Origin of the sequence: Albidovulum denitrificans (assembly GCF_002973535.1) — a bacterium.
GTDB lineage: Bacteria > Pseudomonadota > Alphaproteobacteria > Rhodobacterales > Rhodobacteraceae > Albidovulum > Albidovulum denitrificans.
This window is the reverse complement of the sequence record NZ_PVEP01000006.1, coordinates 140871-161402: the sequence shown is the minus strand read 5'-3', so window position 1 is coordinate 161402 and position 20532 is coordinate 140871. Positions and strand designations below refer to the sequence as shown.

21 protein-coding genes and 1 pseudogene are annotated in these 20532 nt (G+C 65.9%); 6 read left to right on the top strand and 16 right to left on the bottom strand.

Features of this window, described 5'->3' with window-relative positions:
• Positions 1–4 precede the first annotated feature (4 nt).
• From LX70_RS14335 to LX70_RS14315, 5 genes are all read right to left on the bottom strand, one after another.
• Complete coding sequence (locus LX70_RS14335) at positions 5–1036, bottom strand: ABC transporter substrate-binding protein (protein ID WP_105515466.1); 1032 nt, start codon at positions 1034–1036, stop codon at positions 5–7.
• A 23-nt stretch (positions 1037–1059) separates the two neighbouring features.
• Complete coding sequence (locus tag LX70_RS14330; protein WP_105515465.1) at positions 1060–1998, bottom strand: PfkB family carbohydrate kinase; 939 nt, start codon at positions 1996–1998, stop codon at positions 1060–1062.
• Positions 1995–2990: an ADP-ribosylglycohydrolase family protein gene (locus LX70_RS14325; RefSeq protein WP_245885098.1), complete on the bottom strand. Its 996-nt coding sequence runs from the start codon at positions 2988–2990 to the stop codon at positions 1995–1997. Before LX70_RS14325 ends, LX70_RS14330 begins: the two co-directional genes overlap by 4 nt.
• 20 nt (positions 2991–3010) lie before the next feature.
• On the bottom strand, positions 3011–3721 hold the full coding sequence (locus LX70_RS14320) for a GntR family transcriptional regulator (protein ID WP_105515463.1): 711 nt from the start codon (positions 3719–3721) through the stop codon (positions 3011–3013).
• Between the two features lie 74 nt (positions 3722–3795).
• The gene (locus tag LX70_RS14315) at positions 3796–4212 is read right to left on the bottom strand and encodes an Rrf2 family transcriptional regulator (RefSeq protein ID WP_105515462.1); all 417 of its coding nucleotides are present in this window, start codon (positions 4210–4212) and stop codon (positions 3796–3798) included.
• An 83-nt stretch (positions 4213–4295) separates the two neighbouring features.
• On the opposite strand from LX70_RS14315, the gene LX70_RS14310 reads away from it, so the two are divergent.
• Genes LX70_RS14310 through LX70_RS14300 form a run of 3 tightly spaced genes read left to right on the top strand, consistent with a single transcriptional unit; the run spans position 4296 to position 6167 of the window.
• On the top strand, positions 4296–4745 hold the full coding sequence (locus LX70_RS14310; RefSeq protein ID WP_245885097.1) for a group III truncated hemoglobin: 450 nt from the start codon (positions 4296–4298) through the stop codon (positions 4743–4745).
• 5 nt (positions 4746–4750) lie between these two features.
• Positions 4751–5161 (top strand): DUF488 domain-containing protein, encoded by a 411-nt coding sequence (locus LX70_RS14305; protein WP_105515461.1) that lies wholly within the window; start codon positions 4751–4753, stop codon positions 5159–5161.
• Entirely contained in the window at positions 5154–6167 is a 1014-nt protein-coding gene (locus tag LX70_RS14300; RefSeq protein WP_105515460.1) for an NAD(P)H-dependent flavin oxidoreductase, read from the top strand. The genes LX70_RS14305 and LX70_RS14300 overlap by 8 nt, the downstream gene beginning before the upstream one ends.
• A gap of 66 nt (positions 6168–6233) precedes the next feature.
• On the opposite strand, the gene LX70_RS14295 is transcribed toward LX70_RS14300, so the two are convergent.
• The 7 genes from LX70_RS14295 to LX70_RS14265 form a co-directional block, all read right to left on the bottom strand.
• Positions 6234–7148: a DMT family transporter gene (locus LX70_RS14295; RefSeq protein WP_105515459.1), complete on the bottom strand. Its 915-nt coding sequence runs from the start codon at positions 7146–7148 to the stop codon at positions 6234–6236.
• A gap of 79 nt (positions 7149–7227) precedes the next feature.
• Entirely contained in the window at positions 7228–8448 is a 1221-nt protein-coding gene (locus tag LX70_RS14290) for an ABC transporter substrate-binding protein (protein ID WP_170076205.1), read from the bottom strand.
• Positions 8449–8471: 23 nt separating this feature from the next.
• Complete coding sequence (locus tag LX70_RS14285; RefSeq protein ID WP_170076204.1) at positions 8472–9176, bottom strand: ABC transporter ATP-binding protein; 705 nt, start codon at positions 9174–9176, stop codon at positions 8472–8474.
• Entirely contained in the window at positions 9166–9939 is a 774-nt protein-coding gene (locus LX70_RS14280) for an ABC transporter ATP-binding protein (RefSeq protein WP_105515457.1), read from the bottom strand. The genes LX70_RS14285 and LX70_RS14280 overlap by 11 nt, the downstream gene beginning before the upstream one ends.
• Positions 9936–10865, bottom strand: coding sequence for a branched-chain amino acid ABC transporter permease (locus LX70_RS14275; RefSeq protein WP_105515456.1), 930 nt, complete (start codon positions 10863–10865; stop codon positions 9936–9938). Before LX70_RS14275 ends, LX70_RS14280 begins: the two co-directional genes overlap by 4 nt.
• The gene (locus LX70_RS14270) at positions 10862–11725 is read right to left on the bottom strand and encodes a branched-chain amino acid ABC transporter permease (RefSeq protein WP_170076203.1); all 864 of its coding nucleotides are present in this window, start codon (positions 11723–11725) and stop codon (positions 10862–10864) included. Before LX70_RS14270 ends, LX70_RS14275 begins: the two co-directional genes overlap by 4 nt.
• Positions 11726–11953: 228 nt before the next feature.
• A complete protein-coding gene (locus tag LX70_RS14265) occupies positions 11954–12460 on the bottom strand; it encodes a MarR family winged helix-turn-helix transcriptional regulator (protein ID WP_105515454.1) in 507 nt (168 codons plus the stop codon).
• Positions 12461–12692: 232 nt separating this feature from the next.
• Between LX70_RS14265 and LX70_RS14260 the strand changes: the two genes are divergently transcribed.
• Genes LX70_RS14260 through LX70_RS14250 form a run of 3 tightly spaced genes read left to right on the top strand, consistent with a single transcriptional unit; the run spans position 12693 to position 16973 of the window.
• Complete coding sequence (locus LX70_RS14260; RefSeq protein WP_105515453.1) at positions 12693–15038, top strand: xanthine dehydrogenase family protein molybdopterin-binding subunit; 2346 nt, start codon at positions 12693–12695, stop codon at positions 15036–15038.
• On the top strand, positions 15035–15865 hold the full coding sequence (locus LX70_RS14255) for an FAD binding domain-containing protein (RefSeq protein ID WP_105515452.1): 831 nt from the start codon (positions 15035–15037) through the stop codon (positions 15863–15865). The genes LX70_RS14260 and LX70_RS14255 overlap by 4 nt, the downstream gene beginning before the upstream one ends.
• Complete coding sequence (locus LX70_RS14250; protein WP_105515451.1) at positions 15858–16973, top strand: 2Fe-2S iron-sulfur cluster-binding protein; 1116 nt, start codon at positions 15858–15860, stop codon at positions 16971–16973. Before LX70_RS14255 ends, LX70_RS14250 begins: the two co-directional genes overlap by 8 nt.
• Before the next feature lie 12 nt (positions 16974–16985).
• Here LX70_RS14250 and LX70_RS14245 read toward each other — a convergent pair whose 3' ends face one another.
• The 4 genes and pseudogenes from LX70_RS14245 to LX70_RS14230 all read right to left on the bottom strand — a co-directional run bounded on the left by LX70_RS14245 (position 16986) and on the right by LX70_RS14230 (position 20477).
• Entirely contained in the window at positions 16986–17795 is an 810-nt protein-coding gene (locus LX70_RS14245; protein ID WP_105515450.1) for a ferredoxin--NADP reductase, read from the bottom strand.
• A gap of 270 nt (positions 17796–18065) precedes the next feature.
• Positions 18066–18362: pseudogene (gene fdxA, locus LX70_RS20875) on the bottom strand (ferredoxin FdxA); the annotation flags it as partial.
• A 54-nt stretch (positions 18363–18416) separates the two neighbouring features.
• The gene (locus LX70_RS14235; RefSeq protein WP_105515448.1) at positions 18417–19115 is read right to left on the bottom strand and encodes a DUF2848 domain-containing protein; all 699 of its coding nucleotides are present in this window, start codon (positions 19113–19115) and stop codon (positions 18417–18419) included.
• Between the two features lie 15 nt (positions 19116–19130).
• Positions 19131–20477, bottom strand: coding sequence for an amidase (locus tag LX70_RS14230; protein ID WP_105515447.1), 1347 nt, complete (start codon positions 20475–20477; stop codon positions 19131–19133).
• Positions 20478–20532 lie beyond the last annotated feature (55 nt).

Here is a 20532-nt window from a genome sequence, read left to right as displayed (position 1 = left end):
GCGGTTACTGCGCCGCCTTCAGGTCCTGCCAAAGTTTCAGGTAGGCTTCCCGGTCTTCGTCGGAAACCGGCTTCATGAACTGCACCCGCGCGACCGTGGCCGGGTCCTCCACCAGCTTGCGGTTGAAGCTGGTTTCCGGCAGCGCGGCCAGTGCCTTGGTGTTCGACGACACGGGCGCGCCCTCGGCGTCCCATTTGACGTAGAACTCCGGGTCGACCATCCAGTCGATGAAGGCCGCCGCCGCGCCCTTGTGGGTGGAGCTTGCCGGGATCGACAGCCCGTCAAGCCAGCCGATCGCGCCTTCCTCCGGCACGACGAAGGCGATGGGCAGCCCCTTGGCCTGCGAACGCGACGCAGAACCGGACCAGTAGGTCGCAACCGCGAATTCCCCCGCCGACATGAATTGATTCCAGTCGTTTTCCGAGGACCAGAAGGTCGTGATCTGCGGCAGAAGCTCGGTCAGCTTGGCCTTGATCGCGTCAAGGTCGGTGATCTCGTTGATGTTCTGCCCCAGCGCCATCGCGGCGAATTGCACCGCCTCAAGCCCGTCGTCGCGGATCGAGACGCGACCCTTCCACGCCGGGTCCCAGAGGACCGAAAGAGAGGTCGGCATCTCGGCAAAATCGCCCGTATTCACCGCGATGGAGGTCAGGCCCCAGGTCCACGGAACGCCATAAAGCGCGCCGCCGGGGTTCAGGTCCTCATTCCCCGCCAGCGAAGGGTCGAGATCGGCGAAATGCGCGATCTTCGACGTGTCGATGGCGTCGATCAGCCCTTCGTCCTTGGCCTGCGCGGTATAGGCAGAGTTGATCAGCACCACGTCATAGGCGCCCGGATTGGTGCGCAGCTTGGTCAGCATCTCCTGTTCGGAGGTGAAGTATTCGTGGACCACGGTGTTGCCGGTCTTTTCGGTAAAGGCGGCGATGGCCCAGTCAAGGTCGGTGCCGTAGCCCTGCCAGTTCAGCACGCGGATTTCGTCGGCAAATGCGCCCTGTCCGGCAAGGATAAGGGCGGATGTCAGCAGCAGTCGTTTCATGGGGTCCTCCTGTGTCGGTTGTGTCATGCCGTCCGTGCCGGTTCATTGGCCTGCGCAAGAACCGAAAGGACATCAGCTTTCGTCGGGGCCGTGGACGGCCCTTCTTGGGTTGTGGAAAGGGCGGCGGCGATGTTGGCGAAACGTGCGGCCCGGAACGGGTCGCCGGTTTCGGCCAGCGTGGCGATGAAGGCGCCGATATGGGTGTCGCCCGCGCCGTTGGTGTCGACCGCGCGGACCGGGTGGCCGGGGATGTGGCGCGGTGGGCTGTCTGCGGTGGCGAGGAAGCAGCCATTCGCGCCGTCGCGAACGATGGCCCCGCCGGGCCGGTTGGCGAGCGTGGCGGCGGCAGCCTCGGGGTCGGCGCAGCCGGTCAGGGCCATCGCCTCGGCGCGGTTCGCGCTGACCCAGGTCGTGGCGGACAGGGCGGCGTCGCGGCTGCGGTCGGGGATCTGCGCCACCAGCGGCGAGGGGTCGAAGACAAGGTCGATCTTGCCCGCCCGCGCCTCAAGCCATTCCGTCAGCGCCGCGCGGCTGTCGCGGTAGCCAAGCGCATAGCCGGAGAGAAGGCACCAGTCCCCCGCGCCGGGCATCAGCGCCGCCAGGTCCGCCGCCGTCACGATGCCGTCCGCGCCGGATGCGGCGACAAAGGTCCGCTCCCCCGCCCGGTCGATGAGGCAGGTGCAGCAACCTTGATCCTGCCCGGAGAGCCTTTCGCGCAGGGTGTCGATCCCCTCATCCGCCAGCGCCGCCGCCACGATATCGGCAAACGGCCCGGTGCCGAGCGTTCCGGCATAGGCGACGGCCATGCCCGCCCGCCGGGCGGCAACCATCGCGTTGTAGCCGCCCCCGGCGCACAGTACCGCGCGCCGCACGATGGCCTCTTCCCCGGCGCGGGGGACGGCCTCCACCCAGTAGATATGATCGACGATCACGCCGGACAGCTGGACAAGGCGGGGGGTCATGCCGACACCTCCGCCAGGCGCCGCGCGCGGATAGACAGCAGCCCCCGCGCGACCGGATCAAGGTCAAGCCGGTTCACCGCGACGACCTGCGCGGCCTTGTCGGGGGGAAAGCCGGAAAGCCCGGCGCAGGCCCCCGCCATGGCGCAGGCAATCGCGCCGATGGTGTCCGTGTCGTCGCCGATATTCGCGGCGATCAGGCCCGCCTGCCAGGGATCGCCCTTGGCCAGCACGACGACGCCGAAGGCGGCTGGCACGGCCTCGTGGCTGGCGACAGAGGTGCCGATACGGGTGGCCAGATCCTCTTCCGTGCCGGTCCGGGCAAGCGCGATGGCGGCCGCGATCCGGCCTGCCATGTCCGCCTCACCCACCGGCGCGCCAAGGGTTGCGCCGATCCGCGCGACCGCCATCGCCTTGTCCAGCGCCGCCGCGAAGGATTGGCCCGCGACCCCAAGGCTGATGGTCATGGCAACGGCCGCCGCGGCAGAGATTGCTTCGCGCGTGTTATGGGTCACCCGGCAGGCTTCGGCAACGCGGGCGACCAGCGCCGCCGGATCGCCGGGCGGGGTCGCGATGCCGACCGGCGCGATCCGCATGGCGGCGCCGTTGGTCGTCCCCTCCCGCCCCGTCTCGCTCGCCGGCACTCCGGCCAAAAGCGCATCGAGCGCGCGTTTCGACGACGGGCCGAGAAGGTCGCGCAGCCCCCGCGCCCGCACGTCGCGTTCCCAGCCCAGCAGCGCCTCGGCCCATGCGCGGTCATCGACGCCAGCGGGGGAGCCGATCATCAGATCGGCCAGAAGCAGGGTCTGTTCCGTGTCATCCGTCACCATCCCGGCGCGAAGGCCATGGGAAACGGGGTGATCCGCGACAGGGTCGATCAGATCGGTGATCCGGCCATAGGCCGCTGCGATCCGCGCGCGGGGCAGCGTCTGCGACGGCATCCCCAGCGCATCGCCAAGCGCCACCCCGATCAGGGCGCCAAGCGCGCGATCCATCTTATGCCCCGGCCCGCCCATCAGAAATCAATCCTCAGGCCAAAGCGGGCGGGGTCGAGGATGCTGTCGACATATTCCAACACACTGCCATCCGCGCAGCGCGTCACCCGCTCCAGCCGCAGCATCGGCGCGCCGAACGGACGCTCCATGATCGTTGCATCACTTTCCGGCAGGGCGGGAATGACGCTGACCGTTTCCTGCCCCTTCGCGGCGAAGAGGCCAAGATCGGCAAGGCTGCGGTTCAGCGACCCTTCGGCAAGCCCGGCCCCGATCACATCGCCATACCCTTCGCGCCAGGGCAGGCGGCTGCGTTCCAGTGAAATTCCGGTTTTCGTCGCGGTGCAGAACCGCAGGCGATCCACATGCAGATAGTCGGCCGCCGTCCCCAGCGCCCGGTCCGCCCGGCCGCTGCCGCCACGGTCAAGGCGCAAAAGCCGCGTCGTCACCTCACCCCCGCCATGGGACAGCGCGACGGTCCAGCCCAGGTTGCTGTCGATGGTGGTGCCGTCATAGGTCACGAAGGACCCGATGCCGGTGCGGGTGGTGATAAGGCCCTGCCGTGACAGGATCTCAAGCCCCTTGCGGACGGTGTTGCGGCTGACCGAAAAGCGCCGCATCAGCCCGACTTCGCTTTCCAGAAGGTCGCCGTGACCGACGCGCCCTTCGCGAATCTCACGCTCAAGCGTCTGCGCGACGAGTTCGGATTTCGCGATGCCGGTACGGGGGGACATGAGCCTCTCGCAGAACCTGTTCCTACCTGTACCTTATCGGCATCCCGACACCTGTCAAGACGGTTGCAGACGGTTCACGCGACTTCGCGGGCGGGCAGCGCGATGTCGGCGAGTGTGGAGCGGTTGAGGTCCTCGATAAACCGCGTCTCGGCATGGCGAAGCCGCGCTTTCAGGCGGCAACACCCGCCGATGGTGCAGTCGCCGCCGGTGGGGCCAAAGCATTCGACCAGGTCCTGCCCCTGCTCCAGCAGCCGCACGACATCGCCAAGCCGCACCTTGGCCGGGTCCTTGCCCAGCCGCGCGCCCCCACCGCCGCCGCGCCGGGTTTCCACGATGCCGCCACGGGCGAGCTGCTGCATGATCTTGGTCAGATGGTTGCGCGACAGGCCGAATTCCTCGGCCAGTTCGGCGGTCGAAAAGGCCGTCTCCGGCGCGCTGGCCAGGCGCATCAACATGCGCAGCCCGTAATCGGTGAAAGAGGTCAGACGCATGGCGGGTGGCCTTATGAATAAACATTTACAATACCTATTAGCAGTCCTAGAAAGATTGGCAACCCGACGGAAGGAGGCGCGAGATGCATGAGTCCGGGAATGACGGATCACGGATCGTCTCGGTCCGCCCGAAGATGACCGCCGCGCTGATGGAACGCACGGGGCTGACCGAGGGGTTGCTGACGGCTCTTGTCTACCGTTTCTACGCCAAGGTCCGTGCCGACGCGGTTCTGGGGCCGATCTTCGAGGCGCGGATCGCCGACTGGGGTCCGCATCTTGACCGGATGGTTGCCTTCTGGTCCTCGGTCGCGCTGATGACCGGGCGCTACCACGGCGCGCCGATGCCCGCCCATGCCGAACTGCCGATCGAATGGGAACATTTCGAACGCTGGCTGGCGCTGTTTCGCGAGACGGCGGAGGAGACCTGTCCCGCCGAAGGGGCCGCGCATGTCATCACCGCGGCCGAACGGATCGCGCGATCGCTCCACATGGCGGTCGAAGGCGCCGCCCGCCCCGTCCCCTCGCTTCAGTGACCGCGATGCCAGAGCGCCCGCCCGTTCCCGACGATCCGGCAGAGCGCCTTCGCATCAAGCGGATCTATCGGGCGGTTCGCGTGTCGGACGGCAAGCGGATCCTTGTCGACCGGCTCTGGCCACGCGGGATCGCCAGGGACCGGGCGCGGCTCTTTTCCTGGTGCAGGGAGATCGCGCCAAGCGATGCATTGCGGCACTGGTTCCATGCCAACCCCGACCGCTGGCCGGAGTTCGAGGCGCGCTATCGCGCGGAGCTTGCCGCGCTGGGTGAACTGATGGATGAGCTTGCCGGATATACGCAGGACGGTATCGTGACGCTGATCTATGCCTCGAAGGACGAGGAAAGAAACAACGCCGTCGTGCTGCGGGACGTGCTGCGCGACCGGATCGTCAAGGGAGAGACGGGGAATGGCTGAGAACACGCGAAATGCCCTGCACACGCCGGTCTGCGACCTGCTCGGCTGCGAGGTTCCCGTCCTGCTCGCCGGAATGGGCGGCGTGTCGCATTGGGAGCTTGTCGCAGCGGTGGCGAAGGCGGGGGGGTACGGTATCCTTGGCATGGTCCGCGAAAGTCCTGCCCTGATCGCCGAGGAGGTGGCGGGCGTCCGGGGCGCGACCGACCGGCCCTTTGCGGTGAACGTGATCCCGTCGGCGACGGAACCGGGGCTGCTCGACGCGCAGATCGGGTGCTGCCTCGACCTTGGCGTCACCGCGTTCAGCTTTTTCTGGGACGTGATGCCCGATGTCGTGGCGCGGGTGAAGCGCGCGGGCTGCCTGGTGCTGCATCAGGTCGGAACGGTCGATGCGGCACGGATGGCCGAGGATGCCGGGTCCGACGTCATCATCGCGCAGGGTGTCGGCGCGGGCGGGCATGTGCATGGCCGCCAGCCGGTTTTCGAGTTGACCGAAGAGGTGCTGAACGCCGTCTCTGCCCCCGTCGTCGCGTCGGGCGGGCTTGGCACCGGGGCCGACCTTGCGCGCGCCCTGTCGATGGGCGCGGCCGGTATCCATTGCGGCACGGCCTTTATCGCGACCGCGGAATCCTTTGCCCATCCCTATCACAAGACCCGCGTGGTCGAGGCGACCGGCGCGGATACGGTGCTGACCGATGTCTTCGTCCTGAACTGGCCGAAGGGTGCGGCGGTGCGGGTGATCGACAACAGCGTGACCAAGGCCCTGGGCGGCGCCTATCTGGGACACGACCCCGACACATTGCCGCGTGAGGCGATCGCCTGGGACGGCGATCAGCCGCGCCTGCGCTTCAGCACGGATTCGCCCCTGCGCACCACGACCGGCGATCTTGAGGCGATGGCGCTTTACGCCGGTGAGGGCGCCGGGGCCATCGACGCGGTCATTCCCGCCGCAGACCGTGTCGCCGCGATTGCCGAAGGGGCGCGGCGCATTCTGGCCAGCACGTCCTAAAGCGTTTCGGGTTTTCGTTGAGAAAGTAAGTATCAGAATTCGAACGAAATAAGTTCAAATTCTGATTCAGTGTAAACCCGAAATGCTATAACGCCCGCGCCCGTCCTCCCCCAGCATCGCGATCAGGGCGAGGAGGATCAGCGCGATCCCCGGCAGGATCATCACCGGCGGTCCCCCTGCCCCAAGCGCGATTTCCCAGAGGATCACCCAAACCGGGACGAGGTAGGTATAGGCCATCACATTCGCCGCCGGGATGCGCAGGCTTGCGAACTGGGTCAGGGCGAAGCTGGCCGCGGTGGCGAAGACGGCGGTGTAAACGATCGTGATCCAGACAATCGGCGGCAGGGCTGCCCAGTCCGTCGCCACCAGCGCGGGCAGACCCGCGAGCATCAGGCCAACCATGGCGCCGATCACCGTGCCGAGGGTGAAGACCAGCGCGCTTTCCCCGCGATTGAGGATGCGGATCAGCGGGATATAAAGCGAATGCGCGACGCAGCCGAGGAAATAGATCGCCTCCCCCTGGCCGAGCTGAAATGAAAGCAAAGCGGCGAAGTCGGCGCGAAAGATTAGCCAAAGCGCGCCAAGGGCGGCGATCCAGACCGCGACGGCCATCCGCGCCGAAGGCCGCTGACCCAACAGCAGCCAGCCGAAGCCTGCGGTAACAAGCGGCGTGGTCGCATAAACGGCGGCGGCGGACACCGGGCGGGCGGTCTTCAGCCCTTCGAACATCAGCACGAAGTAAAGCGAGAAAAGCCCGCCAAGCAGGATGTAGCGCCAGAGCGCGTGGAAGGCGACGGCGGGGACCCGTTCGCCCCGAAAGCGGAGAAATGCCCACAGCACCACTGCCGCCAGCGCGAAACGCAGTGTGGTCAGCGCCAGCGGCGTGATATGCGGGGCGGCCATCGCGCCAAGGCTGAACGACCCGGCGACCAGCGCCGAAACCGCCAGCATCGCGGCGTGGCTTGAAGCCGTGGCTTTCATCCCGGCGCCCCCCGACGCGCACAAAACGAACACCCCCCGTCATGGCGGACGGGGGGTGTTGTCATGGCTTGGGCAGGCCCTATTTGAAGGCGCTGGCGGGGTAGAACTTCACGTTCTCCCACTTGCCATCCTTGGCCTGCTGGATCGAGTAAGCCCCGTCCGGCGTTCCGCTTTCGTCAAAGGCCAGCGGGCCGGAGGCGCCTTCGTAGTTGATGTCCTTCCCGGCCGCGATCGCCTCTTTCCCGGCGGCGAAGGAACCGACCGCCTCACCGCCATCGGCGACAGCGCGGATCACGCTGTTGATCCCCTCGCCGGTGCAGGCGTCCGCGCTTTCCAGCGACAGCGCGATCAGCGTCGCCATGTCGAAGGAGTTCGACGCGAAGGGACCCGGCTCTCCGCCCTTCTTCTCCTGATAAAGCGCCTCGAAGGCCTTGTATTCCGGCAGCGAACTGTCGGAATCCGCGAATTCGACATAGGCCCGGTCGTTAAGGTATTGCGCGCCGACGGCGTCAAATATCTCCGGCACGGCAAGGTCGGCGGTGAACAGCCATTCGCCTTCGAACCCGCCTGCGGTGGCCTCCTTGATGACGGTCACACCGGATTCCTGCCCGCCCGCAAGGTAGATCGCGTCCGGTTCATGCGCGAGGACCGAGACAAGCTCGGCCTGATAGGAGGGCTGGCCGGGGTTGTAGATGATATAATCCGTCAGCTCGATCCCCGAGGCTTTCAGCTTGTCCTGCGCGACCTGCGCGGGGGAGATGGTGGATTCCTCGTTCTGCACCATGACGGCCACGCGCTTGTAGCCCTTGTCGGTCAGCCAGAGGCCCGAGGCCGCGCCATCGCCAAGGTCGGAAGACACGGTGCGGTAGACGTAATCACCGCCCAGTTCGTTCAGCGTGATGGTCCCGGCATAGGGCGACATGATGACGGTTTTCGTCCGCTTCGCCAGATCGACCAGCGCCACCATCACGCCCGAGGTCGGGCCGACGACGGCGACGGCGCCTTCGCTTTCGATCATCTTGGTGGCCTCACGGATACCGACCTCAGGGTTGCCGCCGGTATCGGCGATGACGGTGCGCAGGTTGCCGCATTTGGTGCCGCCCGCCGCGTTGACCTCGGCCACGCCAAGTTCGACCGCACCGGCGACGATCTTGCCGAATTCGCCCAGTTCGCCGGTCAGCGGAACGAGAACGCCGATGGTCACATCCTCGGCCCGCGCCGCGACGGTCGAGGCCGCGACGGCCCCGGCAAGCAGGGTGGATTTCAGAAGGACACCCTTGATAGAGACTTTGGTCTTCATTTCACTTCTCCCTGTTATTTCTTCTAGTGGACTTGAAGCAGAACCTCTTCGAGCCGGCCGGGCTCGAGGAGGGTTTTCGCCGCCATCGTCTCGGAGTTGCGGCCGGCATCGACCACATAGGCGGTCCCCGATGTGGCCAGGATCTTTTCGGGGTTCTGTTCGACGACCCAGATCACGCCCATCCCGTCCTGGGCAAGTTCGCGCACCCATGACACGATCCGGTCGACGAAGATCGGGGCCAGCCCTGCCGTCGGTTCATCCAGGATCAGGACATCAGGCCCGGCGACCAGCGCCATCGCGATGGCAAGCGTCTGGCGTTCCCCACCCGACAGGGTCGAGGCCAGTTGCCCCGCGCGTTCGCCAAGGATCGGAAAGCGCCGCAACACCTCCCCAATCCGCTCCCCTGCGCCTTCGAAGGCAAGGGCCGAGGCGGAGAGGTTGTCGCGCACCGTCAGTTCGGCGAAGACGTTCCTTTCCTGCGGCACATAGCCGATCCCTTCCTTGCAGATCGACAGGGCCGTGTGACCGGCAAGGGAATTGCCCCGGTAACGGATTTCCCCCGCCATCACCGGCAGATGCCCGGCGATGGTCTTCATCAGCGTGCTTTTGCCCGCCCCGTTGGGGCCGAGAACGGCGGTGATTTCCCCCGCAGGCGCGATCAGGTCGATCCCGTGCAGGATCTGGACCTTGCCATAGCCGGATTTCAGGGCCTTGACCTCAAGCTGCATGATCGGCCCCCAGATAGGCTGCGATGACCTTCTCATCTGCCTTGATCTCACCCGGTGTGCCTTTGGAGAGCAGTTCCCCGTTCTGAAGCACGACGACGGAATCGGCGATCTGCAACAGGAAGTGCAGGTTGTGTTCGACCACCACGAGTGTGCGCCCCTCGGCATGAAGATCGACGAGGATGCGGCTGAGCTTCGCCTGAAGGCTGGGATCGACCCCGGCGGTCGGTTCATCCAGAAGCAGGATGCGCGGGTCGCGCACAAGCTGACGCGCGACCTCCAGCATCCGAAGCTCCCCCCCCGACAGGTTGGCGACGACATCGTTGATGCGTTCCGTCAGGCCGACCCGGTCCAGCACCTCGCCCGCCTTGGCGCGCAAGGCCCGTTCCCGCGACCGCCAGCCACCGCGCAGAACCGAAAGCAGCGTCTCGCCTTCATTATCCGCCCCGACCATGACGTTTTCGAGAACCGTCAGCGACGGGAAGGCGCGCGGGGTCTGGAAGGTGCGGCCAAGGCCATAAGAGGCAATGTCTGACGGTCGCGCGACGGACAGGTCCTTGCCGTCAAGAATGACCGCGCCCGAGGTCGGCTTCAGCACGCCCGAGATCAGGTTGAAGGTCGTGGATTTCCCCGCCCCGTTCGGGCCGATCAGGCCAAGGAACGTGCCTTCGGGAACCGAAAAGCTTAGCCCCGCATCGCCACCCACGGCCTTCAGCCCGCCGAAGCGTTTGGTGACCTTGTCGACGACAAGAAGATCGCGCGTCATGCTGCCTGCCTCCGTCTTGCGAGGGCGGAGAAGGGCTGCCAGCGCAGGATCACGATGAAGAGGATGCCGGTCACGATATCTTCGGCCGAGGCAGCGATTTCCGCCGCGCGGACGGATTCGAAGGGAATGGCGCGGATCACCTCCTGAAACCCGACAAGGGCCATGGTGCCGATGACCACGCCAAGAAGCGTGCGTTCGCCGCCAAGGACCAGCGCGATCCAGACAAAGAACGTGACTTCGGCCGAGAACAGGTCGGGATTCACCAGCGTGGTGATCATCGCGTAAAGCGCCCCGGCAAAGCCGATGGGGATGGAAGAGATGACGAAGACCTGAAACCGCAGCCGGGCGATGTCCTTGCCGATGGCCTGCGCGGCCACCTCATCATCCCGGATCGCATCGACCGCGCGGCCATAGGGCGAGGCCAGAAGGCGGCGGAACGCATAGGCCGTGGCCAGCATCAGGGCGAAGGCGGCCAGCGCATAGACGATGTTTTCCGACAGGCCAAGGATATTGGCATCGGGCCGTTCGACATTGGCAAGACCGACGGTGCCGTTCCCGATCCCGCGTTCGTTGACCAGAAGCGAATTCAGCATCTCGGCAAAGGCGAAGGTGGTCAGGGCGAGGTATTCGCCGCGCAGCCGCAGCGTGGGCCAACCGGTCAGGATCGCGAAAGCCATCGCGGCGATGCCCGCCGCGATGAAACCGACCCACCACGGCATGTCCAGTCCGACAAGGTATTGGTCAAGACCGTGCGGCGGTTCCTGCGTCACGATGGCATAGGCATAGGCCCCGGCGGCGAAATAGGCGACGGTGCCGAAATTGATCATGCCTCCCCGCGCGTATTGCAGGTTCAGCGACAGCGTCAGCACCGAAAAAAGGCTGCCGAACATCAGGACCGTAAGGCCGATCTGGAAGACGGTGTTCATGAGCGCCTCTTCATCGACAAGCCCTCGGGCCGGACCAGAAGAGCGATGATGACCACCGAAAAGGCGATCAGCGGCCGGTAGCCCGCGGGGATCCAGAAGACCGAAACATCCATGGCGATGCCGACGATCAGCCCGGCCACGATCACGCTGTAAAGCGAGCCGAGCCCGGCAAGGATCGCGACGGCGAGGATCTGAAGGATCTGGTGAAAGGCGATGTCGGTCGACAGCGTCGCGATCAGGGCCAGCATGACACCGGCCAGCCCCGCCAGCCCCGAAGACAGAAGCCATGTGGCGCGCGAGGTCTGGCGCACGTCGATCCCGCGTGAGGCGGCAAGCTCGGGATTGGCCGACATGGCCCGGATCGCAAGGCCGGTCTTGGTGCGGTTGAGAAACAGCGCCAGCGAAATGCCGGTCAGCGCGGCAAGCCCGACGACGATCATCTGGTAGTTGGTGATCCTGAGGCCGAAGAACTTGTAGGTCGTCGCCAGCGGAATATCGAGCGTGCGAATGCCGGTGCCGATGATTGCATGCATCAGCCCCGCGATCACATAGGCGACACCGACCGAGGAAATCAGCACCACGGCGGGACCCAGTTTTCGGATCGGGTCATAAACGACGCGGCCGATGAAAAGGCCGATCAGGGCGGTCGCGACGATGGCGACCACGGCAGAGGGGATGATCGGCCAGCCCGCGCCTGCGTTCAGGCCCCAGGTGATGAAGGCCGACACGCCCAGCATTTCCGCGTGGGCGATGTTGAGGAAGCCTTCGACCTGCCGGGTCAGCGAAAAGCCGATCGTCGCCAGGATCAGGAAGCATCCGGTCACGACTCCGGTCAGGGCGTATTGCGCCAGCAAGGTCAATCGTCGCTCCCTTCGTCCGGCGGGCGCTTTCCCGTCGGCTGTTGTCTCTGTCGCGGTTTCCCGCCGCCCGGTCAGGCCGGACCCAGCGGGGCGCGATCGGTTTCTATTTACGAAGTATGCTCCTCTTTCATTCAAACGCAACGATTTTCTTGCGCGAATGAATTCGGGGCCTGCGGGAACGGGCAGGATCGGCGGCGGATCAAGGGCAAAAGGCCGACGGGCCAGGCGTCAGATCGTCCCCATCGGGGCGCGGCTTGCCTCGTTATTGGCGTCCACCAGCTTGTTGATCAGGCGAAAGAACTCTTCCCGCTCGTCATCGTCGAGGGGCGCGATCAGCCGGTCCTGCGCCTTGGCCATCCGGGGCCGCACGCGCCTGATGAAGGTCTTGCCCGCATCGGTGATCTTCACGATCTTCGCGCGCCGGTCGAATTCCGAGGGCATCCGCGTCACCAGCCCGCGCCGTTCCAGCCGCCGGATCACGTCGGCGCCGCTGGTGCGGTCGATTCCCACCGAGGTCGACAGCGTCAGCTGGTCCATCTCTTCCCCGCCCTGCAGAACCGACAGGATCGCCGACTGCACCGGGGTGATATCCTCACCGCCGCATTCCTCGGCGAACAGACCGACATGGATCTGGTGCAGGCGGCGGATCAGGTAGCCGGGCCGGGTCCAAAGCTCTTCATAGGTCCGGCTTTTGACTTTTCCCGGCCGCGCCGTCTTTTTCGGTGTGTTTTCCATGTCCCTGCTCACAGCTATGTTGCAGACTAGAGATGCGGGCGGCGGCGCCAGAAGGTGCGACCTGCGCTTATTGCCCAGTTTGGTCCTTCCAGACAAGTCCGGGCATGAGCTTGTTGCATCGTAAAAATTATGCAGTATGCTTCCTTTATGATCCAATCGTCATGGGTCCGGCAACCCCCTTGCCCGTCGCTGGACAAGGGATCGCACGGTCCGGGGCTGGAGGGAACAGGTCTTGACCACCGGAATTGGCGCACGCATCGAACGCAAGGAAGACCGGCGGCTGCTGACCGGGCAGGCGAAGTTCGTCGGCGACATCAAGCTGCCGCGACAATGGGAGGCCGCCTTTGTCCGCAGCCCCGTGGCGCATGGCCGCATCCGCGCCATCCGCAAGCCCGAGGGGATGGCGGACCGGGTTTTCACCGCCGCCGATCTCTCCGACATCCGCCCGATCCGCGCCGAATCCTCGCTACCCACCTACAACGCCTCGGACCAGTATCCGCTTGCCAGCGGCAAGGTCCGTTTCGTCGGCGAATGCGTGGCGATCTGCATCGCCCCCACCCGCGCCGAGGCCGAGGATCTGGCCGAACAGGTGGAGATCGAGATCGACCCCCTGCCCCCCGTGATCGACGCGCTGAAGGCACGCGAAGCGGATGCGCCTTTGTTGCATGAAGAATGGGGCAACAACCTTTTCCTGACCACCTTCTTCGACGGCGATATCGAGACGCTGCGCAAGACAGCGCCGGTCGTGGTCGAGCGGGAATATTCGACCGCGCGCCAGTGCATGAACCCGATGGAGGGCAAGGGGACGCTTGCCCATTGGGATGAAAAGGCGGGCCAGCTTGTCGTCTATACCTCCACCCAGGTGCCGCATCTGATCCGCACCGGGATTTCGGAATGCCTTGGCCTCGATCAGGGGCAGGTGCGCGTCATCGCTCCCGATGTGGGGGGCGGCTTTGGCTATAAATGCGTGCTTCAGCCCGAGGAACTCTCCGTCTCATGGGTCGCGCGCAAGACCGGCCGCCCGATCCGCTGGACCGAGGACCGGCGCGAACACCTCGTCGCGGGTGCGAATACCCGCCAGCATCACTACAAGCTGACCGCGTTCGCCGACGAACGCGGGCGGCTGTTGGGGCTGGATGCGGAGATCACCGTTGATGTCGGCGCCTATTCCGTCTGGCCCTTCACCGCCTGTCTTGAGGCGGCGCAGGCGGGCGGCAACCTGCCGGGTCCCTATGACTTCGGCACCTATCGCTGCCGCACCTTTTCGGTCGCGACCAACAAGCCCGCCTTCACCCCCTATCGCGGCGTCGCCCGCCCCGGTGTGTGCTTCGCGATGGAACTGACGATCGACGCCATCGCCCGCGCCGTGGGGCGGGAACCGTCGGAGGTGCGCAAGGAAAACCTCGTCCCCGCGGGGAAGATGCCCTTCACCAACGTGACGAAGAAATTCTACGACAGCGGCGATTACCCCGAAAGCGTGGCGCAGGCGGAACGGCATATCGGCCTGGCCGGGTTTCGCGCCCGTCAGGCCGAGGCCCGCGCGAATGGCCGCTTCCTCGGCATCGGGTTTTCCACCTTCACCGAACAGTCGGCGCATGGGACGAAGGTCTTCGCTGCCTGGGGTCTGCCGCTTGTACCGGGCTACGAACAGGCGATGGTCAAGATCACGCCCTCAGGCTCGGTCGAGGTGCGGTCTGGCAATCACAGCTTCGGTCAGGGTCTGGAAACCACGCTTGCGCAGGTGGCCAGCGAATGGCTGACGGTCGACATAAGCCGGATCAACGTCACGATGGGCGACACGGGCCTGACGCCCTATTCGACCGGCGCCTATGCGTCGCGCGGGATGGTCATGGCGGGCGGGGCGGTGTCGAAGGCGGCAGAGGTCCTTGCCGGACGGGTCAAGACCCATGCCGCGCATCTCCTGCAATGCAAGCCGGGCGATATTCGCCTGTCCGACGGCAAGGCCTGGTTCGGAAAGGCGCATGTCGGGTTCGAGGACATCGCGCGCGCCTGGTACCTGCGCCCCGACCAGCTTCCTGATGATGTCGAGACGGCGGGGCTTGAGGTCACCGAAGGGTACAAGCCGGAGATCGACACCGGAGTGTTCACCTATGCGACCCACGCCGCCATCGTCGAGGTCGATCCCGATACCGGCAAGGTCGCGATCGAGGATTACTATATCTTCGAGGATTGCGGACGCCGGGTGAATCCGCTGATCCTTGAAGGCCAGGCTTATGGCGGCGCGGCGCAGGGCATCGGGACAGCGCTGTTCGAAGAGGTGCTTTACGATGCCAACGGGCAGCCGCTGACCTCGACCCTCGCCGACTATGTTCTGCCCGGCCCGGCGGAGCTTCCGCATTTCCGGCTTGGCCATGCGGAAACGCTGTCGCCCTATACGCGCCACGGGATCAAGGGCGTTGGCGAAGGCGCGGCCATCGCGCCGGGGGGCGCCATCGTCAACGCGATCAACGATGCGCTGTCGCCCTTCGGGGTTGAGATCAACGCCATCCCGGCGACCCCCGAAAAGGTGCTGGGCGCGATCCTTCGGGCCAGCGCCGCGCGGGAGGCTGCCGAATGAAACCCTCCCCCTTCGAGATTTCGCGACCCGTGACGCTGGACGCGGCGCAGGCGGCGCTGCGCGGGGACGATCACGGCACCAAGCTCATCAGCGGCGGGCAGTCTCTTGGCCCGATGCTGAACCTGCGGCTTGCCCGGCCCGCGCATCTGGTGGATGTCACCGCCCTGCCGGGCCTTGCCGACATCCGCGAGACGGACAGCCATGTGGAGATCGGCGCGGCCGTCACCCATGCGCGGATCGAGGATGGCGAGGTGCCGGACCCGATAGCGGGCATGTTGCGCCATGTCGCCTCGGGCATCGCCTATCGCGCCGTGCGCAACCGCGGCACCATCGGCGGCAGCCTCTGCCATGCCGACCCCGCCGCCGACTGGGTCACGGCGATGACGGCCCTTGGGGCCGTGCTGGTGGTGCGGGGCGGCACCGGCGCCCGCGAAATCCCGATGGCGGGTTTCATGCTGGGCGCCTACCGCACCGCGATGGCGGAGGATGAGGTGCTGACAACGATCCGCATCCCGCGCTACTCGGACCAGGCGCGCTGGGGCTATTACAAGATCTGCCGCAAGGTGGGGGAATTCGCGGACGCCATCGCGGCCTTCGTCGCCGACCCGGCAAGCCGCACCTGCCGCGTCGTCTTCGGATCGACCGGCGGCGCGCCGTTCGTCAGCGCGGAACTTGCCCGGCAGATCGCGACGACGGGGGCCGTCCCGCCGGTTGAGACGGTGAAGGCCGTGCTGCGTGACAGCGGCCTGAACTTGTCCGACGTGAAGATCCACCAACTCGCCATCGCCCATTCCCGCGCCGTGACAGAGGCCCTTTCCGATGCCTGAGACCCTGACCCTGACCGTCAATGGCGAGGATTGCACCGTCACCGTCCCGCCCCGGACGCAACTGGCCGAAGTGCTGCGCGACCATCTCGACCTGACCGGCACGCATCTTGCCTGCGAACAGGGTGTCTGCGGCGCCTGCACCGTGATGATGAACGGCAGGCCGGTGCGGTCCTGCATCACCTATGCCCATGCCTGCGACGGCGCGGTGATCGAGACGATCGAGGGGCATCGCGGCGACCCGGTCATGGACCAGTTGCGCGATGCCTTCTCGCGCCACCACGCGCTGCAATGCGGGTTCTGCACGCCGGGGATGCTGGCGACCGCGCGGGACATCGTGACGCGCTTCGACGTAGCCGATGAAGCCACGATCCGGCATGAGCTGAGCGGCAATCTCTGCCGCTGCACCGGCTATGTCGGGATCGTCGGCGCGATTTCCGAGGTCATCGCGGCGAAGGGTGCGACCTCCGCCCCCCCTGCCCCGGCGCGGGACACCAAGCCCTTCGCGCCGTTCGAGCCGGTCGAGACCGCCGCAGCCCCTACCCCGACCGCCCCGCAAGGCTCTGTTTCGATCGAGGGCGGCTGGACGGTGGTCAAGCGCAGCTTTGCCCTGAGCCATGCGCCGGACTCCGTCTGGCAGCTTTTCCGCGACCCGGCCCGCGTGGCCCCCTGCATCCCCGGCGCGACGGTGGAAAGCCTTGATGCCGAAAGCTTCACCGGCGCGGTCGAAATCCGCTTTGGCCCGATCCGGGCGCGCTTTGGCGGGCGCGGCAGCTATGACAATGACGATGCCGCCCGCGCGGGGACGATCCGGGGCGAGGGCGACGACAAGCAGGGCAAGTCGAAAGTCCGGGGGGCGCTGCGCTATGCCATCGCGGAAGGTACGACGCCCCAGGTGAGCCGCGCAGAGGTCGAGCTTCGGTTCGAAATCGACGGCATGCTGGCGCAGTTCAACCGGCCGGAGCTGGTGACGGGTTTCGTCGATTACATCCTGGCGCAGTTCGCGGCCAATTGCGATGCCGTCCTGTCGGGGGGCGAGGCCGGACCGGCGAGACGGCTGAGCGTCCTTGGGATGCTGTGGTCGGTGCTGAAGGCGCGCTTCTCCCGCTAAGGCGGGCAAGCCTCAATCGACGAAGGCGCGTTCGACGACGTATTCGCCGGGCTTGCTGTTCGCCCCTTCGGTAAAGCCGCGCGCCTCCAATATCCGCTTCATATCAAGGTTCAGCGCCATCGAGCCGCAGATCATCACCCGGTCATGCGCCGGGTCAAGCGGCGGGACGCCAAGGTCGGCAAAGAGCTTTCCGCTTTCGATCAGATCGGTGACACGCCCCATCCTGTCCGAGGTCTCGCGCGTCGTGGTGGCGTAGCGGCGGAACTTGACGGCGGCATCCTCCCCCACCAGCGGATCTTCGGCCAGACGCCGTTCCAGATCGTCGCCATAGTCAAGCTCACTCCTCAAACGGCAGGTTTGGGTCAGGATGACGCTGTCGAATTTCTCATAGGTCTCCGGTTCCCGCATCAGGCTTGCAAAAGGCGCGACGCCGGTGCCGGTGGAGATCATCCAAAGCCGCTTGCCGGGCAGAAGCGCGTCGATGACAAGCGTGCCGGTCGGCTTGGTCCTGACGATCACCTGATCGCCCACCTTGATCTTTTGCAGGCGCGAGGTCAGCGGGCCGTCGGGGACCTTGATCGAATAGAACTCAAGCTCTTCATCCCAGAAGGGCGAGGCGATGGAATAGGCGCGCAGGATCGGTTTGCCGGTCTCCCCCGGCAGGCCGATCATCACGAATTCGCCCGACCGGAAGCGAAAGCTCGACGGTCGCGTGACGCGGAAGGAAAACAGCCGGTCGTCCCAGTGCCGGACACTCAGCACGGTCTGCGCATCGGGCATGGGTTGAACGGGCGCGGCGGCCGGATCGGGGGCGACGGTCATGGGGGTCTCCGGTTCGGGAAAGGGTTGGGCTGCGCGGGCCGGTCAGGGGGTCACGCGCAGGCCGTCCACCTCAAAGCCTTCGGGCTCATCAGTGTCGATCGGGTCAAGCCGGACGATGGGCGCATCACCCGCAGGCTCAGGGAAGGGAACGGCGGCGCCGTCCACCTCATAATGTTCGGCATCGGCGTCGTCGGGCATCTCACCCGCCTCATAGATCGGCTTTTGCGCATGGGGTTCGGGCGGCGCTTCGCCGGTGATGAGAAGCCCTGCCTTGTCAGGCTTGCCGTTCCAGTCCTCGGCATCGGGCGGCACGGTCCCGATCTCGGTGATATTCGGCCAGATCTCGGCGTATTTCGCGTTGAGGGCAAGCCATTCGTCCAGCCCCGGCTCCGTATCGGCGCGGATCGCGTCTGCGGGGCATTCGGGTTCGCAGACACCGCAGTCGATACATTCTTCGGGGTGGATGACCAGAAAGTTCTCCCCCTCATAGAAGCAGTCCACGGGGCAGACCGTGACGCAATCCTGGAACTTGCAATTGATGCAGTTCTCCGTGACGACATAGGTCATGAATCACCTCTCATTTTTAGGACGTATACTCCGTAAAATCAGAGAAGGCAATTCCTATCCCAGAATCGGCACGGGAACCACGTCATAGGCGTGCGAAATCCGGCGGTTCAGCACCGGGTCAATAAGGTCAAGCGCGAAGCGCGGGCTGAACCGGACCCCGCCGATGGCGCCGCAGGTGCCGCCGAACATCAGGGTGCGTTCGGCAAGTTCACCGCCATCCGCCTTCAGATGGCCAAGCAGTTCCGCAGGCGACAAAAGCCCGGCCACGCCGCCATCCTGATAGACGACCTCCCCGCCCGCCTCGTGGATGGTGGACCGGATCAGGATCTGGTCCCAATGCCCCTCGACCTCGTCCAGCGGCCAGAACTCCGTCGCGATGGGCTTGTCGCAAAGCTGCTTGGCCACCGTAATCCCCATATGCTCCACCACCCGGTCGGTATGGTCCGATCCCGCGCCGACCCAGATCCGGCCCTTGTGGTTCAGCAGGACATATTCCACCTCACCGCTCGACCCGTCGCCGATGACCTCGATCGCATCGGCCACCGAAAGGCGGGAGACGCCGACGCGGTAGAAGAGCGGCGTCTTCGCGGGCGGCTTCACCCCGATCTTCGCCAGTTCGTCGATATGATGCTGAAGGGCGGCCTTGTCCCGCCCGGTCCAGCCGCCGACGATGACCTTTTCGATGGTGACCCGGTCACGCTCCTGCCCGGTTCGTGAGGTGAAGGTGGCGTCGAATTCGACCCTGGCTGACATGATGTGCCCTTTCGGTTAACGGCCCCGGATGGTGCCTTCCAATCCCCGCGCGATGGACAGAAGCCTGCGGTCCCCGCCCGTCCGGCCCATCAGCATCGCACCGACCGGCAGCGCCCCCTCCCCGTGGCAGGGGATGGAGATGGCGGGCAGGTCGAGGAAGTTGCCAACAGCGGTATTGCGCAGACAAAGAAGGTTGGTTGCCGCCGATTTCTCGGGGTCGGCAAGGCTTTCCAGCGTCGGCGCGACGATCTGCACGGTGGGAAGGATCAGCGCGTCGAAGGCATCCGTCTTGCGGGCCACCAGCGCGCGCATCGTCGCGCGCGCCTCGACCGTGCGGATATAATCTTCGGCCGTTTGCGACTGCCCGGCGCTGAAGCGGTCCCGGACCCAGGGGTCGTAGAACCCGGCCCGCGATTCCAGAAACGGCTTGTGCCAGGCATAGGCCTCGGCCCCGACGAGGCCGCCCTTGCCGTTGATCTTCGGCAGTTCCGCCAGTTCGTCGATGGTCAGCGGCATCAGCCGCACGCCCCTGCTCGACAGCCGGGTCAGCATCTTCTCGTAGGCGGCGGCGACCGCGTCATCCAGATGCTCGGTCACATAGCCGTCCAGCACGGCCAGCCGCAGACCGCCTTCGGGGAAAGACTCCACATCCTCCCCCGCGCCGCCCGACAGGATGGAATCCAGCACCGCGCAGTCGGAGACGGAATTGGCGAAGGGGCCGATACAGTCGAGCGATTTCGACAGCGGCACGGTGCCGTCTTTCGGCACCCGGGTCGATGTCGGTTTGAACCCCACGACACCGCAGAAGGCGGCCGGGATGCGGCAGGACCCGCCGGTATCGGTCCCGATGGCAGCAGGCACCATCCCCTCGGCCACCGCCACCGCCGCGCCGGAGGAGGAGCCACCGGGGATGCGATGCGCCGTCTGGTCATGCGGATTGCGGGGCGTGCCGAAATGGGCGTTGATGCCAAGCCCGGAATAGGCGAACTCCGTCATGTTGTTCTTGCCGACGATGACGAACCCGGCCGCGCGCAGGCGCGCGACGATGGGGGCGTCGGCCGTGGCGGGCGGCTGATCGTCCAGCACCCGCGACCCGGCGGTCGTCACCTCTCCCTTGACGTCGAACAGGTCCTTGATCGCCAGCGGCACCCCGGCGAAAGGCGGCAGCGCGATCCCCTTGGCGCGGGCCGCGTCGATCCAGTCCGCCTGCGCCCTCGCCGCGTCGGGGTAGCTGCGCAGGAACACCACATCGCCCTGCCCCGCCGGGTCGGCGATGCGCGACAGCGCCTCTTGCACCAGATCGGCGCTTTTCAGGCTGCCCCGGTTCAGCTTGCGCGAAAGGTCGGTCAGGTTCTGGATCATGTCACGGTCCCGCAAAAACAGACCGCCCCAGAGCGGGGCGGTCAGGGAAGGCCTG

What these genes read in the sequence shown, in the direction of transcription:
- LX70_RS14335 (WP_105515466.1), bottom strand. Translation starts at nt 1,036, where the DNA reads ATGAAACGACTGCTGCTGACATCCGCCCTTATCCTTGCCGGACAGGGC.
- LX70_RS14330 (WP_105515465.1), bottom strand. Translation starts at nt 1,998, where the DNA reads ATGACCCCCCGCCTTGTCCAGCTGTCCGGCGTGATCGTCGATCATATC.
- LX70_RS14325 (WP_245885098.1), bottom strand. Translation starts at nt 2,990, where the DNA reads ATGGATCGCGCGCTTGGCGCCCTGATCGGGGTGGCGCTTGGCGATGCG.
- LX70_RS14320 (WP_105515463.1), bottom strand. Translation starts at nt 3,721, where the DNA reads ATGTCCCCCCGTACCGGCATCGCGAAATCCGAACTCGTCGCGCAGACG.
- LX70_RS14315 (WP_105515462.1), bottom strand. Translation starts at nt 4,212, where the DNA reads ATGCGTCTGACCTCTTTCACCGATTACGGGCTGCGCATGTTGATGCGC.
- LX70_RS14310 (WP_245885097.1), top strand. Translation starts at nt 4,296, where the DNA reads ATGCATGAGTCCGGGAATGACGGATCACGGATCGTCTCGGTCCGCCCG.
- LX70_RS14305 (WP_105515461.1), top strand. Translation starts at nt 4,751, where the DNA reads ATGCCAGAGCGCCCGCCCGTTCCCGACGATCCGGCAGAGCGCCTTCGC.
- LX70_RS14300 (WP_105515460.1), top strand. Translation starts at nt 5,154, where the DNA reads ATGGCTGAGAACACGCGAAATGCCCTGCACACGCCGGTCTGCGACCTG.
- LX70_RS14295 (WP_105515459.1), bottom strand. Translation starts at nt 7,148, where the DNA reads ATGAAAGCCACGGCTTCAAGCCACGCCGCGATGCTGGCGGTTTCGGCG.
- LX70_RS14290 (WP_170076205.1), bottom strand. Translation starts at nt 8,448, where the DNA reads ATGAAGACCAAAGTCTCTATCAAGGGTGTCCTTCTGAAATCCACCCTG.
- LX70_RS14285 (WP_170076204.1), bottom strand. Translation starts at nt 9,176, where the DNA reads ATGCAGCTTGAGGTCAAGGCCCTGAAATCCGGCTATGGCAAGGTCCAG.
- LX70_RS14280 (WP_105515457.1), bottom strand. Translation starts at nt 9,939, where the DNA reads ATGACGCGCGATCTTCTTGTCGTCGACAAGGTCACCAAACGCTTCGGC.
- LX70_RS14275 (WP_105515456.1), bottom strand. Translation starts at nt 10,865, where the DNA reads ATGAACACCGTCTTCCAGATCGGCCTTACGGTCCTGATGTTCGGCAGC.
- LX70_RS14265 (WP_105515454.1), bottom strand. Translation starts at nt 12,460, where the DNA reads ATGGAAAACACACCGAAAAAGACGGCGCGGCCGGGAAAAGTCAAAAGC.
- LX70_RS14255 (WP_105515452.1), top strand. Translation starts at nt 15,035, where the DNA reads ATGAAACCCTCCCCCTTCGAGATTTCGCGACCCGTGACGCTGGACGCG.
- LX70_RS14250 (WP_105515451.1), top strand. Translation starts at nt 15,858, where the DNA reads ATGCCTGAGACCCTGACCCTGACCGTCAATGGCGAGGATTGCACCGTC.
- LX70_RS14245 (WP_105515450.1), bottom strand. Translation starts at nt 17,795, where the DNA reads ATGACCGTCGCCCCCGATCCGGCCGCCGCGCCCGTTCAACCCATGCCC.
- LX70_RS14235 (WP_105515448.1), bottom strand. Translation starts at nt 19,115, where the DNA reads ATGTCAGCCAGGGTCGAATTCGACGCCACCTTCACCTCACGAACCGGG.
- LX70_RS14230 (WP_105515447.1), bottom strand. Translation starts at nt 20,477, where the DNA reads ATGATCCAGAACCTGACCGACCTTTCGCGCAAGCTGAACCGGGGCAGC.